The sequence below is a fragment of the Thalassomonas sp. RHCl1 genome, assembly GCF_947387555.1.
In the GTDB taxonomy this organism is placed as follows: Bacteria; Pseudomonadota; Gammaproteobacteria; order Enterobacterales; family Alteromonadaceae; genus Thalassomonas.
In genome coordinates, this window is record NZ_CANDNZ010000006.1 from 83,099 (window position 1) to 97,946 (window position 14,848).

10 protein-coding genes are annotated in these 14,848 nt (G+C 38.7%); all 10 read left to right on the forward strand.

Annotated elements, in window-relative coordinates:
- The first annotated feature begins 2 nt into the window (after nucleotides 1-2).
- The 10 genes from glmS (at nucleotide 3) to QL234_RS17505 (ending at nucleotide 14,846) form a co-directional block, all read left to right on the forward strand.
- Nucleotides 3-1,835: a glutamine--fructose-6-phosphate transaminase (isomerizing) gene (gene glmS / locus QL234_RS17460; protein WP_281559087.1), complete on the forward strand. Its 1,833-nt coding sequence runs from the start codon at nucleotides 3-5 to the stop codon at nucleotides 1,833-1,835.
- Nucleotides 1,836-1,978: 143 nt separating this feature from the next.
- Nucleotides 1,979-2,806 (forward strand): TnsA endonuclease C-terminal domain-containing protein, encoded by an 828-nt coding sequence (locus QL234_RS17465; protein WP_281559088.1) that lies wholly within the window; start codon nucleotides 1,979-1,981, stop codon nucleotides 2,804-2,806.
- Nucleotides 2,790-4,871 carry a Mu transposase C-terminal domain-containing protein gene (locus QL234_RS17470; RefSeq protein WP_281559089.1) on the forward strand — a complete coding sequence of 694 codons (2,082 nt, stop codon included), beginning with the start codon at nucleotides 2,790-2,792 and terminating at the stop codon, nucleotides 4,869-4,871. Before QL234_RS17465 ends, QL234_RS17470 begins: the two co-directional genes overlap by 17 nt.
- Nucleotides 4,872-6,542: an AAA family ATPase gene (locus QL234_RS17475; RefSeq protein WP_281559090.1), complete on the forward strand. Its 1,671-nt coding sequence runs from the start codon at nucleotides 4,872-4,874 to the stop codon at nucleotides 6,540-6,542.
- A 2-nt stretch (nucleotides 6,543-6,544) separates the two neighbouring features.
- On the forward strand, nucleotides 6,545-8,059 hold the full coding sequence (locus QL234_RS17480; RefSeq protein WP_281559091.1) for a TnsD family Tn7-like transposition protein: 1,515 nt from the start codon (nucleotides 6,545-6,547) through the stop codon (nucleotides 8,057-8,059).
- 1 nt (nucleotide 8,060) lies between these two features.
- Nucleotides 8,061-9,674, forward strand: a complete 1,614-nt coding sequence (locus tag QL234_RS17485; protein ID WP_281559092.1) for a Tn7-like element transposition protein TnsE — start codon at nucleotides 8,061-8,063, stop codon at nucleotides 9,672-9,674.
- Nucleotides 9,675-9,835: 161 nt separating this feature from the next.
- Nucleotides 9,836-10,234, forward strand: coding sequence for a hypothetical protein (locus QL234_RS17490; RefSeq protein ID WP_281559093.1), 399 nt, complete (start codon nucleotides 9,836-9,838; stop codon nucleotides 10,232-10,234).
- Nucleotides 10,227-10,661 carry a hypothetical protein gene (locus QL234_RS17495; protein ID WP_281559094.1) on the forward strand — a complete coding sequence of 145 codons (435 nt, stop codon included), beginning with the start codon at nucleotides 10,227-10,229 and terminating at the stop codon, nucleotides 10,659-10,661. The genes QL234_RS17490 and QL234_RS17495 overlap by 8 nt, the downstream gene beginning before the upstream one ends.
- Before the next feature lie 131 nt (nucleotides 10,662-10,792).
- A complete protein-coding gene (locus tag QL234_RS17500; RefSeq protein ID WP_281559095.1) occupies nucleotides 10,793-12,430 on the forward strand; it encodes an N-6 DNA methylase in 1,638 nt (545 codons plus the stop codon).
- Nucleotides 12,431-12,464: 34 nt separating this feature from the next.
- Entirely contained in the window at nucleotides 12,465-14,846 is a 2,382-nt protein-coding gene (locus tag QL234_RS17505; RefSeq protein ID WP_281559096.1) for an ATP-binding protein, read from the forward strand.
- The last annotated feature ends 2 nt before the right edge of the window (nucleotides 14,847-14,848 follow it).

The following is a 14,848-nucleotide window of genomic DNA, read 5'->3' on the forward strand; positions in this document are numbered from 1 at the left end:
TTATGTGTGGAATCGTCGGAGCGGTAGCACAACGTGATGTCGCAGATATATTGGTGGAAGGATTAAAACGCCTGGAATACCGGGGTTATGATTCAGCCGGTGTTGCCATAGTAGATCAAGACAAACAATTAAGCCGGGTACGTCGCTTAGGGAAAGTACAGGAACTAGCTGATGCCCTGAGTGCCGAACCGTTAAGCGGTGGTACAGGTATTGCCCATACCCGCTGGGCCACCCATGGTATTCCCAGTGAAACCAATGCCCACCCGCATGTTTCAGACAACACCATAGCTTTGGTACATAACGGCATTATCGAAAACCATGACGAATTACGCACTAAGCTGCAGGATTTAGGTTATGTGTTTGTTTCGGAAACCGATACCGAAGTTATGACCCATCTGGTACACCACGAATTAAAAACCAGCAGCAGTCTGCTTGAAGCAGTACAAAAAACCGCAAAGCAACTGGAAGGCGCCTACGGCACAGTGATCATGGACAAGCGTGATCCCGAGCGTGTGGTTGTTGCCCGCTCCGGCAGCCCGCTGGTGATTGGTTATGGTTTAGGCGAAAACTTTATCGCCTCCGATATTATGGCCTTATTGCCGGTTACCCGTCAGTTCAGCTACCTGGAAGAAGGCGATGTTGCCGAAGTAACCCGTTTCGAAGTGAATATTTTCGATAAAAACGGCGACCCGGTAGAGCGTGTTGCACAGGAGTCTGAAGTCAGCCATGACGCCGGCGACAAAGGTGAATACCGTCACTACATGTTAAAAGAGACTTATGAACAGCCAACCGCTATCCGCAATACCCTGGAGCACCGCATTGTTGGCGGCAAGCTTGATATCAATACTTTCGGTAACGGCGCCGATGATATCTTCAAAGATATCAAACATGTACAAATTATCGCCTGTGGTACCAGCTATCATTCAGGTATGGTTGCCCGTTACTGGTTAGAAGCCCTGGCCGGTGTTTCCTGTAATATCGAAATCGCCAGTGAATTCAGGTACCGCCGCAGTCATGTGCCGGACAATGCCCTGTTAGTGACTATCTCTCAATCCGGTGAAACCGCCGATACCTTAGCGGCGTTACGTTTAGCGAAAGAATTAGGCTACCGCGCCAGTTTAACTATCTGTAACGTACCCGGTTCTTCTCTGGTACGTGAATCTGATCTGGCCTTTATGACTAAGGCCGGTGCCGAAATCGGCGTTGCTTCCACCAAGGCGTTCACCACCCAGCTGGTCGGTTTATTGATGATGACCCTGGCCATCGGCCAGCATCACGGCATGGATGAGCAAACCCAAACGCAAATCAGCCAGTCGTTAATGACCCTGCCGAACAAACTGGAAGAAGTGCTGGCACTGGCTGGTTCAATCGAAGGTTTGGCGGAAGATTTTGCCGATAAACATCACGCCTTGTTCTTAGGGCGCGGTGATCAGTACCCTATCGCAATGGAAGGTGCGTTGAAGTTAAAAGAAATTTCTTATATTCACGCTGAAGCCTATGCCGCCGGTGAATTAAAACACGGCCCGCTGGCCTTAATCGATGCGGAAATGCCGGTAATCGTAGTAGCACCGCAAAATGACCTGATAGAGAAACTCAAATCAAACGTTGAAGAAGTTCGCGCCCGTGGCGGTTTGATGTATGTCTTTGCCGATGTTGATGCCAACTTTGCCAGCGATGATACTATGAAGGTGATTAACGTTCCTCACTGTGATGACCTGATAGCACCTATTGTTTATACCTTACCACTGCAGTTATTGTCTTATTATGTGGCGATAATTAAAGGTACGGATGTTGACCAGCCTCGTAACTTGGCTAAATCTGTAACAGTGGAATAAGTTATTAGGTATCAGTTTGTTACTTGTAAGAGAACAATAAAGTTATTTACTGAGCAATAAAGTTCTTAACTAGACAATAAAGTTGTTTACTGAAACCACTTAAACTATGCTTAATTAATGAGCAATGTTTGGGTGGTTTTTTTATGGCTGCAAAAAAATACTTCAATACTGAAGTAAAAAATGCCAAATGGATAAAGGAAGGTCGGGGGGCCGGTCATGGAGAAAATTACCTACCCTGGTTAACCGTTCGTGATTTGGCATCCCGTGGGCGTTCGCAACGAATTTTTGGCCACAAAAGTTTAAGAACGCATCATTTACTGTCAGATTTAGAGTTGGCGGTATTTCTGATTCTTGAATGGCGTACTGAAACGTTAGATATTCGAGAGCAATTCCCTCTGCGACTTGAGGATACCCGAACTCTGGCAAAGGAAGCTGGCCTTAAACACCCTCAAGTTCAGGACATAGATCAGATTATGTCATCAGATTTTTTGGTTGATACAAGTGACCCTTCCTGCCCCAAGTTTTCATTACAAGCTAAATATGCCAAAGACTTACAAGATGCTAGAACTGTTGAAAAGTTAGAACTTGAGCGGCGTTATTGGCAAAGTAAATCAGTACCTTGGAAAATCGTGACCGAAAAAGAGATACCTCCAATAGTTTTTCAAAATATAAACTGGTTATATCCGGCACAAGGCGATGAAATTGACGATAACATTTTAGTTGAGCGCATTGATTTCTATCAGCATATGATGAAGGAAAATAGTAATCAAAAAATCATTGATGTGGCTCGTAAACTGGATATGGCCTATAGCATGGAAATGGGGGAATCTCTGTTAGAACTGCGACAACTAATGGCTAAACGCTATTTTAAGTTCGATATATTTACTCCCTTTAAAAAGTTAAAAGCTTCTGACCTTACTATTGGGAATGTAAAGTTAATACAGGAGGTTATCAGTGTTTCTAATCAATGAAGTTTTAGAGCTTAATAAGGTGCTTTACCGAGTATTAGCGGTTTTTGCTGAAGAGGTAGTCTGGATACCTTTAGAGGATGAGCGAGCATTCCCTTCATTTGTTAACCAAGCTGAATTATATGGTGCAATAGAAGATGAAACGTTACAACGAAAAGTAGACCCTTACGCATATCTTGCTTTTGAAAATCCTGACGAAGAAAGTATCGCTTGGCAAAAGAGAGAAAAGAATCTGGCTTTAATTCAATCCCTGATTTGTGATCAGCAAGCTATTTATCCGGAAGTTCGTGCCGAACGAGTTAATCAGATTCTTTCCGAGAAAAAATCCAGTAAGCCTACATTATATAAATTATTACGACGTTATTGGCAAAGGGGCCAGACGGCCAATGCACTGTTGCCCGATTATAAAAACTCAGGAGCAAAAGGAAGGAAACGTCAGGCTAAAGAAAACAAGCTAGGGCGCCCTAGAACAAACTTGGCAGGGGTTGGCGCTATTATAAATGAACATACGGAGCGCTTATTTCGCCGTGTTATTGAGAAGTATCTGCTGACAGATAAAAAAAATAATCTGCCGTTTGCTTACCGAAGGTTTAGAGATATTTATGAAACTTATTATCCTGATACAGCTAAGGAAGAAGTCCCAACACAAAGGCAAATGCAGCATTTTTATCAACGAGAATATAAGCAAGTAGAAGTTATTCAAAAGCGCGCATCGAGTATTGAGTTTGCTAAAGATATTCGCCCGTTAGCCGGCACCGCCAATACAAATGTTTTAGGACCAGGTTCTCGTTTTGAAATTGATGCCACTATCGTAGATATATACGTAGTTTCTAATAGTGAAAGACGGAATATTGTCGGCCGCCCGGTAATATATATGGTGATAGATGTTTTCAGTCGAATGGTGGCGGGGTTTTATGTTGGTGTTGAAAGCCCTTCCTATGTAACGGCAATGCAGGCCTTAACCCATGCTTTAACTGATAAAGTCGCTTACTGTAAAAAATATGGCTTTGATATTGAGTTTGAAGATTGGCCTGTTGTTGGCCTGCCTGATGCTATTTTGGCTGATAGAGGTGAGTTATTAGGGCATCAAATAGAATCTTTAGAACGTAGCTTTTCTGTTCGTATTGAAAATACTCCGCCCTATCGTGGTGAGGCCAAGGGGATAGTTGAACGCAGCTTTAAAACCCACCAGGCAATATTTAAAGCTTACGCACCTGGTATTGTTACAGGCACCAAAGTGAAAAAGCAAGGGGATAAAGACTACCGCTTGGAAGCTACGCTGACTATTCATGAATTTACCGAAATTATTCTGGCTTCTGTTTTGTACCATAATCGCTTTCATGTCATGACTAAATATGATCGTGATATTGATATGCCTACGGAATTGCTGATGACGCCACTTTCTTTATGGAACTGGGGGTTACAACACAGAACTGGAAAGCTTAGAGCCGTATCTGAAGAAGCTGCAACTATTGCTTTATTGCCTAGAACTAAAGCAACAGTTTCAGATTTGGGTATTTGTATTTTTGGTGTTTATTACACTTGTGCTGAAATAGTTAAACAAGGGTGGATGCACCGTTCCAAAGATGTTTCAAGGCCTAAATCATTAGAAGCCGCATACGACCCCAGAACAGCAAATCACATTTATTTATTCCCCAAAAAGAACAGTGTGGAATACTGGGTGTGTGATTTAACTCAAAGGTGTCGGGAGTTTGATGGGTGTTCATTCTGGGATGTTTGGCAAATAAAAGATGAGCAAAATAAAGTTGTTGCTGCCAGCAAACTAGAAGCAGATACTCGAAAAAGAGAGCTTGAGCGCTTGATTGACGAGAAAATTAAGCAGGCTAAAAAAGAAATGCCAGATACTGGTGAGCTATCAAACGCACAACGTACACAAGGGATAATTGACCACAGAACAAAAGCCAAGAAGGAAGAGCGACAGCAAACAGCTTTTTACCCGGTTAAAACTAAGCAGGATGAATTAGCGGATGTTATTTCTTTGGCAGATCAGGAAGAAGATTATTCCTTTCCGGATCATATCGATGAATTATTTGATGAGGATGAGTAGGTGAGTTTGCCAAGGAATATCAGAAAAGCAATCTACCGTGCCCCGGGGATTCCTAAATACAGGGGCAACCCTTTTATTGAAGCCCTGACTCCTATTATGTCTACGTCGAAGATACGTGAAGGACTAACCGGTAAAGTTGATTTTAATCCTGAAGAAGCGCATTGGGACGCTAACAAAAGAATGCATTTAATTGCTCAATTATTAGATGACTTTTTCCAGCCCCTGGCCAATCACTTACAGTTGGAATCAAAGTTATCAATCATGATCCGCCAGGGATATGTTGGCAGAAACCCTGAAGATGGTTCATTAAATGAGCATATGCAAAACGGATATGAGCGGGTTCAAACCGGCGATCTTGAGGTTTTTAGATTTGAACATGCAAAATCAACGGCTCGTAGTTTATCCATTATTGGTTGTTCAGGATGTGGTAAAAGCTCAACGCTGACACGCTTGCTGGCAACATATCCTCAAGTGCTATATCACGAGAAATTGAATTTTACCCAAATTGTTTATTTAAAGCTGGATTGTCCGCACGATGGTTCGTTAAAGAGCATGTGCCATCATTTTTTTCGAGCGATAGACTGTTTATTACAGACTAATTATGAAAAAAAGTATGCGCAAAAAAGGCACAGTATTGAAACTTTATTGCCGTTGATGAGCCAAATAGCTAATGTCCATGCGATTGGTGTTTTAATTATTGATGAAATACAGCACCTGAGCAAAAGTAGCTCTGGTGGCACAGAAAAAATGCTGAATTTTTTCGTTACTTTGGTCAATGTGATTGGATTACCGGTGATCATGGTGGGAACGCCTAAAGCGCGGCCTATATTTGAATTAGATCTACGTTCAGCAAGGCGTGGTGCTGGCTTTGGTGCCTTGTTCTGGGAGCCGATGAAAGCGGAGTCACCCCGTAAAGATCCCAAATCCGGTAAACTTATGAAGACTGAATGGATTGCTTTTACCGATAAGCTTTGGAGGTATCAATGGCTGAAGCAAAGAGATGAAGTCTTGTCAGATGAAGTGCGTAATTGTTGGTATGACTTATCTCAGGGAGTTTTAGATATTGTCATTAAATTATTTGTACTTGCTCAGATAAGAGCCATTTTTACCAGGACAGAACGTATAACCGTCAAGCTGCTTAAACAAGTTTATGAAGATGAGTTAAAGCCGGTACACCCTATGCTGGCCGCTTTAAGGTCTGGCGATCCTGATCTGATAACACAGTATTCTGATTTGTGCATGCCTGATATTGATCAGAAAATACTTGATTTAAGTGCCCGGATTGATGATGCCTTTGACGAGAAGAAACAGCATGAATTGCCTTATGCCGGAAACCAACATGCGCAACGGTTACATAATCTTCTCATCGAGATGGAATGTAAATCCGATTTGATTCAGCCTTTGGTAGAAAAGGCATTCAAACTCTACCCTGATCTTACAACACGAAAGTTAATGCCGATTGTTTTAGACTGGTATGATTCACTGGGAAAAGAAAAAAAACCGATGAAAGAAAAGTCTAAGTTAATTAGACAAAAAGATTGGTGTACTTTGGACACGGAAGATCTTCGGTTCCTACACTCGCAAGCTGCCCAGGATGCGAGTGTTTATGATTTATTGAAGCAGTCAAAAGGAATTTTTGATGTGGAAAATTGGCTTAAGGATATTGGCTAGCCTTGCTAAATTTTCCCATGCCATATCGGGATGAATTGCTTTATAGCGTTGTTGCCCGATATGGTGTGCACTTCGGCATTACAAGTCCTAAGCAGCTACTCGATGATGTATTTAATAATCGAAAAGTAATTGCTACGACTGATCTGCCAAATCACTTATCTATGATTGCCAAGCATTACACTGATTGCTATTACTGTGATGTTGAGTACCTAGCTTATAAACATACACTTTTCCCCTTGTACGCCCCTTTTGTGTCGGAAAAACGAAGACTTGAATGTTTGCGCTTGATGGCCGATACATCACAAGGTGCAATTCACTTAGCATTAGGCGTTGCTGCTTCAAGAATAAAGCAAACATTATCATTGAGATATTGTCCTCAATGTGTGCGATTGCAACAAGAACAATATGGTGAATATTTCTGGAGAAGGCTCTGGCAAATAAGTGGTGCTGATTGTTGTCTTTTGCATGGTCAATTGAAAGAGGCGGCTGTTGAACGGCATGGCCATCACCGGCATCAGTTTGTTGCCCCTTACCCTGAAAATTGTCCAGATAGTAAACAAGGTGAATCATCAGCTGAATCCCAAATAGTTACAAACCAAGTTGAAAGGTTATTAGACAGGCCGCCGGTTAAGTCTGCGGATTTAGAGCAATGGTCAGCATATTATCGCTATCTAGCAGAGCAAAATGATTGTTGCCGAGGGCAATTCATTAAATATGAAAATATTGTTGAAAGAGTTTTGTTTTGTTGGTCTAAAAAATGGTTAGTTGAACATGGGCTTAGCGTCGAAAAATCTGAAAGCTGTTGGTTAAAGGGAATATTTAGAAAGCACAGAAAATCATTTAGTTATCTTGAGCATATTGTTGTACTTCAGTCATTATTATCTTCCCCCTGGGATATTAATGATGTGCTGGGTGATGTTTGTAATCAAAAAAGTGAACGTGAGCATCATGTGGCGCCAGTAACTAATGATGTGAGTATTGAGTTAAGGCAAGAATATCAGCAACGTTGGGAGCTGTTGGTTAAGCAATTTGGTGTTAAGCCGGCAAGGCAGAATAAGCAAGGTGGAGCTACCTATGCCTGGCTATACCGGCATGATAAAGCTTGGTTGCTGAAATTTAATAGACGGTATCGTATTTATCCTAAACCCATAAATAAGCGGATTAACTGGCAGCAAAAAGATATTTTAACTGTTCGTGAGTTAGTTACGCTGCGTAATTGCTATGAGATGTTTTTAAATACCCCAAAAATGACACGGAATTGGTATCTTAAGCAGGTGAAATCACCGGCAACAATTGAAAAAAACCTTTATAAGTTACCGTTATGTAATCAGTTCTTTATGCGTTATTGTGAAAGTACAACTGAATATCAGATCAGGAGACTAACAAAAACAGTTGCGCAATTGAAAATCTCACTGATTGACTTAAAACGTTGGAAAATATTAAGATTATCTGGATTGAGTGAAGAGCGATTAAGACGTGGTACCAAGGATTTTCTTACTAAGATAATGGAGATATAATTTGCAAGGCATTCGATTTGACACCCTTAAAGACAATACAACTATTTTATCCATAGGCTCTTTTTTCCGCCGCGTTGATGGCCCCCTATGGGGAGTTAATCTGGAGCTTTGGCCTTATCAAAATAAAAAATCTTTATCCGTTTCTCAGTTGCCAGTTTTGGCAAGAAAGCGGGTGCTTAATCCGACGGTAGCGACAAAAAGTGCCGGTTATGAATTGCATATAGATATTGAAAATACTGACTCTTGGGAAGTTTGTAGTAATGGTGACTGTCCTGCTTTAAAAGATATTAAGCTAAGCTACCGTGAATCTAGCCAGCTCTGTTTTTCTTTTAAATCAAAGAAAGGTATAAGTGTTTATTTGCCGCAATTAGAGTTGGGCAGAGCCTTGTTCTTTCATGATGCTTACTTGGCTCGAACTGCTTTGGAACCCGATGCGCTGGGTATTGAGTTTGATATTGTTTCTGATGATATATCTGATACAACGACAGTAAATGTATTGCAATCGTCAGGTTACACCCAAAAATCGTTTGATAATTATGCTGCCAGGAGGGTGTTAAGCTGGATATTGATTGATCCTGATGCACGTAGATCTTATGAATCCATAGGTCGTTATCAAAAGCTGTATGGAAAAGAAATGAACGGTTACCGGCATTGGGACTTTCAATTTGAACCGCCCCAATTGTCTAATGCTAAATTTGTGCTCAGGGGAAAATTTGATAGGGAAAGTAATAGTGTGTTCGTCTATGAGATTACTACCATTTCTAATATCACCCATAAGGTACCCAGAAAAGTTGAGTTTTATAGCCCTAAATTTAGGGAATATGTTCGTGGGGAAGGTTCTGGCGGTAGTGGCCCTATAAATGAGCGGCCCGAAGAACATAATGTCCAGGATGGTGAAGATGCCAACTCAAATACTGACCACACACAATTGTATGCGCCAGTGGTGGGTGTTGAGTTTGATAATCCCTTTGCTACAACCAAGATCTACAAGAAGAAACAAAAAGGCTCAAGTGGCCGTAAAGATGATGAAGCAAATGAAGCAGGCAAGGACGTAAGTACAGAAGAGGGAGATACTGGCGGTAATCGTCCGCAAGCTGATTGGGATATTGCCGAAGATAACTCGGATGACGCGCACCTGTATGCAAATAAATTTAGCTGCTTTCAACGCATGTTAGAATTACTTGAATCGGAGTGTGGTTGTAAAATTACCTCCAATCAAATTAAAAAGTTACCAAAAGTAGGACGATCTGGCAGACATATCCTAAAAACAGACGGTTCTCCCCGCTGTTTGTCTGTTGTAACAGTTATTTGTAACGATAGACAGTATCATATGCTTGAAGTTGATACCTCTGATGACAGCAAATCATTGTCTACTAAATTGTTAGTTGTAAATAAGCCGGCTAAATGGAGTGAACAGCTAATTGAATTAGAGCAAAAATTGATGAAAAGCTCTCTCAGCTGGCCTACTGAATTTTTAAATCTCATTTGTGGTGATAAGGGACATAAGAGCATTTCACACCCCCAAACTCCATCTGAAAACAAAGGATTACTGGATCCTGACTCTGTCAATAAGTGGGCGCAAAGGGTTAAAAGTTGGATGTTGGGAGCACAGTAAATAATAGTAATATATTGCTATTAAATTAGCTTCAGAACAGTAAAAATAGAGTATTTCTTATAAGATAGGGTTAAATAGCACAGAAGGATGTTAACTGAGCGTGTTTGCATGTAGAATTACCCGCTAAACTCGGTGCGTTAATTTATGGAATATGGTTGTTTATGGAATTTTTAGACGCGATTTTTGTGCTAGCTTTTGGCACTGAAGGGGAATATAAGGGTAAACCTGAGTACGCAATTCTAGTTTTTTCAATAACATCCTCATTTTTCGGTACGCTAGTTGTCATCCTGGACGCTTTGGTCGTTAAAACTTTAAATAAAAATAGTTTCTTGAAATTATCCTATCCTGGCTGGAAGGGGCTTTTAGTTTTTCTTTTATGGGGGGTTGGTGCTGGTATTGGGGGATTTTTAGGCGCAGCTATTGGTATTTTCGAGATTAATAGAATAGCTTGTGTTGTGGTTGGAACATCATGGCCATTGGTGCTTCCGCGCTTATTATCAACAGCAAATAGTGAGTTATCCACTGAAAAAATAGATTTAGGAGTAAATACAAATGGGTAATTTAAACTTTTTACTTGGTCGCTCCGATTTTAAAGCTGCGTCAGACATTATTGAATCTGTGAGTACATTTCCTCAATTCAATGAGAGAAATGAAAATTTGGCTTTGGCCAGTTCTTTGCTTGTATTTAAAAGTCAATCGCAACAGTGTTGGTTAATTTTTACTTCTCAAAGAATATATTTTGTTGTGGATGATAATGAAGTCTCTGAAACTAAGACTTTATGGGCCAGAGATCGTGAAAAAATTGTGAAAAATGGTCGTATAGATCTTGATATGAAGATAATTTCTCAATCAAAAGAAAGTAGTAAATTGTTATTTGGTAAAATGAACAAAGGTTTTTTATTTACTAACTCACTATTTAAAGATCAGACAATCACGGGTCTTATATTGAAATTAGTTTCAAACCATTTTTTATCTGTAGAAAATTAATCTTATTTATAAGTTAATGTTATCGATACAAGTATTTTTAGGCTTATTGTTTATCGATAACAGAAAGAACTTGAGTTTACTACTATTCATCGATATAAGTTTGTTGTATATATTTAATTTAAAATGATTTTATGAGTCCTCATTGCGCAATAAAAAAACGGGAGCTTGGTGCATATTATACTCCTCCTGAGTTAACAAAGGTTCTTGTTGATTGGGCTATACGCTCATCAAGAGAAACTGTTCTCGAACCTAGCTTCGGTGGTTGCGGTTTTTTAGAAAGTTGTAAAAGCAGGTTGGAGAAATTAGGGACCAAAAGGCCTTTCACTAAATTATTTGGAGTAGATATCGATGATAAAGCTTTCGATTATTTACATGATATATTTGGACCTATCGTTGTAACTAAACGATTTATAAAAAAAGATTTTATTGGTGTTAATGGTAAAGAATTTTCAGTCAAAAAATTTGATGTACTTTTAGGGAATCCTCCATATGTATCACTTCATAATATGACTCCTGAACAGCGAGAAAGGTGTTTTAAAGTACTTCATTCTTCACCTTTCGCTGATAAAACTATTGGGCGTAATGCAAGTCTTTGGGGGTTTTTCTTGCTTCATAGCTTGAGCTTTATTCGAGATAATGGACGGATGATATGGGTTTTACCAAGTAGTCTCTTACATACACATTATGCTAAAGCTTTAATTGAAATATATAAGAAGCATTTTTCTAATATTAAGCTAATTAAGCTAAATCAACGTTTTTTCAAAACTGAAGGTACCGAAGAAGTTTCTGTAATACTAGCCGCGGAAGGCTTTTCTCAAGAAATAATTGATCATAACTTAACAGGCCTTTACGTCGCTAAAAGTGTTAATGAATTGAGTGTTATTCTTAACAATAAAGAAATTTTAGAAAAAGACCAGATAGCTAATCATAAATTAAATTTAGTTAATGAAGATGTTTTAGCGACGTCTGAGTTATTAAAACAAAATTCTGTTAATTTAGGTGATATTAGTAAAATTGTTATTGGTATGGTGACTGGTGCGAATGACAAGTTTGTTATTAAACCTTCAACATCAAGCAATCTTGGTTTATCTGCTCAAGATATAAGGCCCGTTATTTCTAAATTTAAACATCTTTCAGGGATTATTCATGATAAAAGGAGTCATGAAAAACTCATCTCTGAGGATGAAAGATGTCTTTTGGTGTGTCCTTCTGATATACAAGAAAAACATACATCTGTTCGAAATTATCTAGCTACAATTGACCGGGTAAATAGAAAAACTAACAGAACATTCCCTAAACGAAAATTTTGGTTTTACCCTGATGATGAGCAGATACCAGATGCGTTTCTTTCCTATATGATTGATTCAGGTCCTCGTTTAGTTATTAATTCAGCGAAAATAAACTGCACTAATACAATACATCGTGTGTTTTTTAATGGTGGTATTAGCTTTAGAAAAAAGAAAGCATTAGCTATTTCAATGTTATCAAGTTACACACGTTTTTCTGCTGAAATAGTCGGCCGTTCATATGGTTCGGGGGTTTTAAAGTTAGAGCCTTCAGCAGCAAAACAGTTAAGCATAATATACAACAATGAGCTATTAGAGCCTTTGTTATCTATTTCAAAAGAAGTTAATGATTTACTTTCTCGGGGCCTGATTACAAATGCAACGACTATCGTTGATGAATTATTAACAGAGCACTTTGCTATTGATTTTAAAAAGTTTAGTGATGCAGTTATTGTTTTAAGAAAAGATAGATATGAAAGTTAAGCTTTAAAATTAATGTAGATCATCAGGAAGATATATGCTGGATAAGATAATAAAGGAAAAACTTAATTTTTCAGTCGATGGGCGTTTGATCTCAGAATTAGGTGAAAAGTTAGTTACAAAAAATTACCTGGCTTTAGGTGAATTAATTAAAAATTCATATGACGCAGACTCGGAAAATGTAGAAATTAAATTTAACAATGTTCGAGAAGGGAACGGTACAATTGTTGTAAAAGATCTTGGTACGGGGATGTTGTGGGAAGAAGTCCGAGATTGTTGGATGAGGGTATCAACATCTAATAAAGAAACAAGTCCCGTATCTTTGATATATGGTAGAAAAAAAAGCGGCAGCAAAGGTATTGGTCGGTTCGCTTGTCAAAAATTAGCCGCGGCGGTGAATCTTAAAACCGTTGCTATTACAGATGATCCGAATATTGCGCAAGTCACTACTCTTGATATTGAGTGGGAGGATTTTAAATTAGGTAAAGATTTAATTGAGATTAAATGTAAATCGGAATACTACTTTACCGAGAAGTCAAATGTAACAATAGGCACAACGATAACTCTTATCAATTTAAAGCAAAAATGGAACCAAATTAGTTACAACAGTTTGCAAAGACAATTGGCATCTCTTTCAATCTCATCGCCTGTTCGACGAGAAGACTTTGAAGAAGATCCTGGTTTTGAAATTTTAGTAAGTGCAGATGAATTTGAAAGTGGTAACTATAAACTGTCGGAAAAAGTTCTAGATGCTAGTTGGGGGCGCGTCAAAGGTAGTGTCGCTGAAGATGGTACTGTAAAATTATTTTTTGATGGAAAGCTAATAGGAAAGAAAGAACATACTTTACATGAACAATTTCCTATTTTAAAACATGCTGAATTTGATGTAAGTTGCCTACCGCATGTGAAAGCATATCAGAGAAACCCTCAATTAATGAATTCTAAGCAAATGAAAATAATTGAGGACACACACCCCGGTATAAAAGTATATAGTGAAGGTTTTAGAGTTTACCCGTATGGGCAGGAAGGGGATGATTGGTTAGGGTTAGACCGCGATGTAGGTCGTCGTAAAGCCAAAATAGACAATAATGAATTAGGGAAAATAGCATCAAGTTATGGGTTAGATAAAAGTAGGGTTATTCTTGATTTATTTAGGAATGCTAACATTGTTGGAGCTGTATACATAGATACTAACATCAACCCTGCCTTTGAAATTAAACTCAATAGGGAAGGTTTCGTTGAAAATGAAGCTTCTTTGATGCTGTCTAAACTTTTGCGTTATATTGTTGAATGGATGACGGTCCAATATTCATATTTTAAAGTGCTTTTTAGTGAGCATGAATTAGAGCAGCTAAGAAAAGATTTTGATGACAAATTGGGTAGTAACAATTCGGAGGTTGCTGAAAATAAAATCATTTATGATGAAGAACCAGGAGGTGTAATACCAAAACCTCCGCTTTCTATTGATAATAAAAAAGAGCAATTTGATAAAGCGATGACGCTCTTATTGAATGAAGCAAAATTCAATAGAGAAACTAGTAATAAGTCTTATTTAGAAGATATTGCACCTGAAAGAGCTAGTGATCAGTCAGTTGCAACAAATAAAGATTCAGAATTACTTGAAGTCGCAAGTAAAATAATAACAACAGAATTTAATGCAAATAAAAATGAGTTAACCTTGTTACGCGCCATTGCGTCATCAGGGCCTTTATTTTTTGTTTTTGCACATGAATTTAAAAGTTTAGTTTCAAATCTGGATACAGATGCAGGGAATATAGAGCAATGGATCTCTAAAAATAGTAAAAACGATACTCGTTGGCTTTCAGAAATAGCCAAATCAATGAGACTTACTCGTCAACGGTTCTTGTCACTAGAAAATTTAATTGGTGTGTTTGCATCAACGCATAAAATCAAAACTAAGAGAATCAAAGTTGCGCAAGCGATTGAAAAGGTGTGTGCTGGATTTGAATTTGTTACAAGCAGCAGTAATATTAAAATTGATACTAAAGGTATCGATGCATTATTAAAAACTCAAGAAATTTCAGATGCTGCGTTTTATTCAATAGTGGTTAATCTTGTATCAAATGCGATAAAAGTTGTTTTAGCGAAAGGGACACGAGAGATTAGAATTACAGCTTTTCGAAAAAATAATCTTGTTATGAGGGTTGAGGACAAGGGGATAGGGCTACCTGAAGATAAATGGGATGATGTGTTTTTACCACTAGTAACTGATCCAACAGGTGAAATGTATAATGAGCTATTTGATAAAGTAGGCACGGATGAATTATCAGTTCTTGGACGAGGTACAGGTTTAGGATTGAACATTGTTAAAGGAATGGTACAAGATAATGGAGGAAGGGTGAAGTTTATAAAGCCTTCTGATGGGTGGAAAACTTGTGTGGAAGTTATACTCCCCTAGCG

Excerpts from the sequence above, each read along its gene's own strand:
- glmS (WP_281559087.1), top strand. The coding sequence starts at position 3 with ATGTGTGGAATCGTCGGAGCGGTAGCACAACGTGATGTCGCAGATATA.
- QL234_RS17465 (WP_281559088.1), top strand. The coding sequence starts at position 1,979 with ATGGCTGCAAAAAAATACTTCAATACTGAAGTAAAAAATGCCAAATGG.
- QL234_RS17490 (WP_281559093.1), top strand. The coding sequence starts at position 9,836 with ATGGAATTTTTAGACGCGATTTTTGTGCTAGCTTTTGGCACTGAAGGG.
- QL234_RS17495 (WP_281559094.1), top strand. The coding sequence starts at position 10,227 with ATGGGTAATTTAAACTTTTTACTTGGTCGCTCCGATTTTAAAGCTGCG.
- QL234_RS17500 (WP_281559095.1), top strand. The coding sequence starts at position 10,793 with ATGAGTCCTCATTGCGCAATAAAAAAACGGGAGCTTGGTGCATATTAT.
- QL234_RS17505 (WP_281559096.1), top strand. The coding sequence starts at position 12,465 with ATGCTGGATAAGATAATAAAGGAAAAACTTAATTTTTCAGTCGATGGG.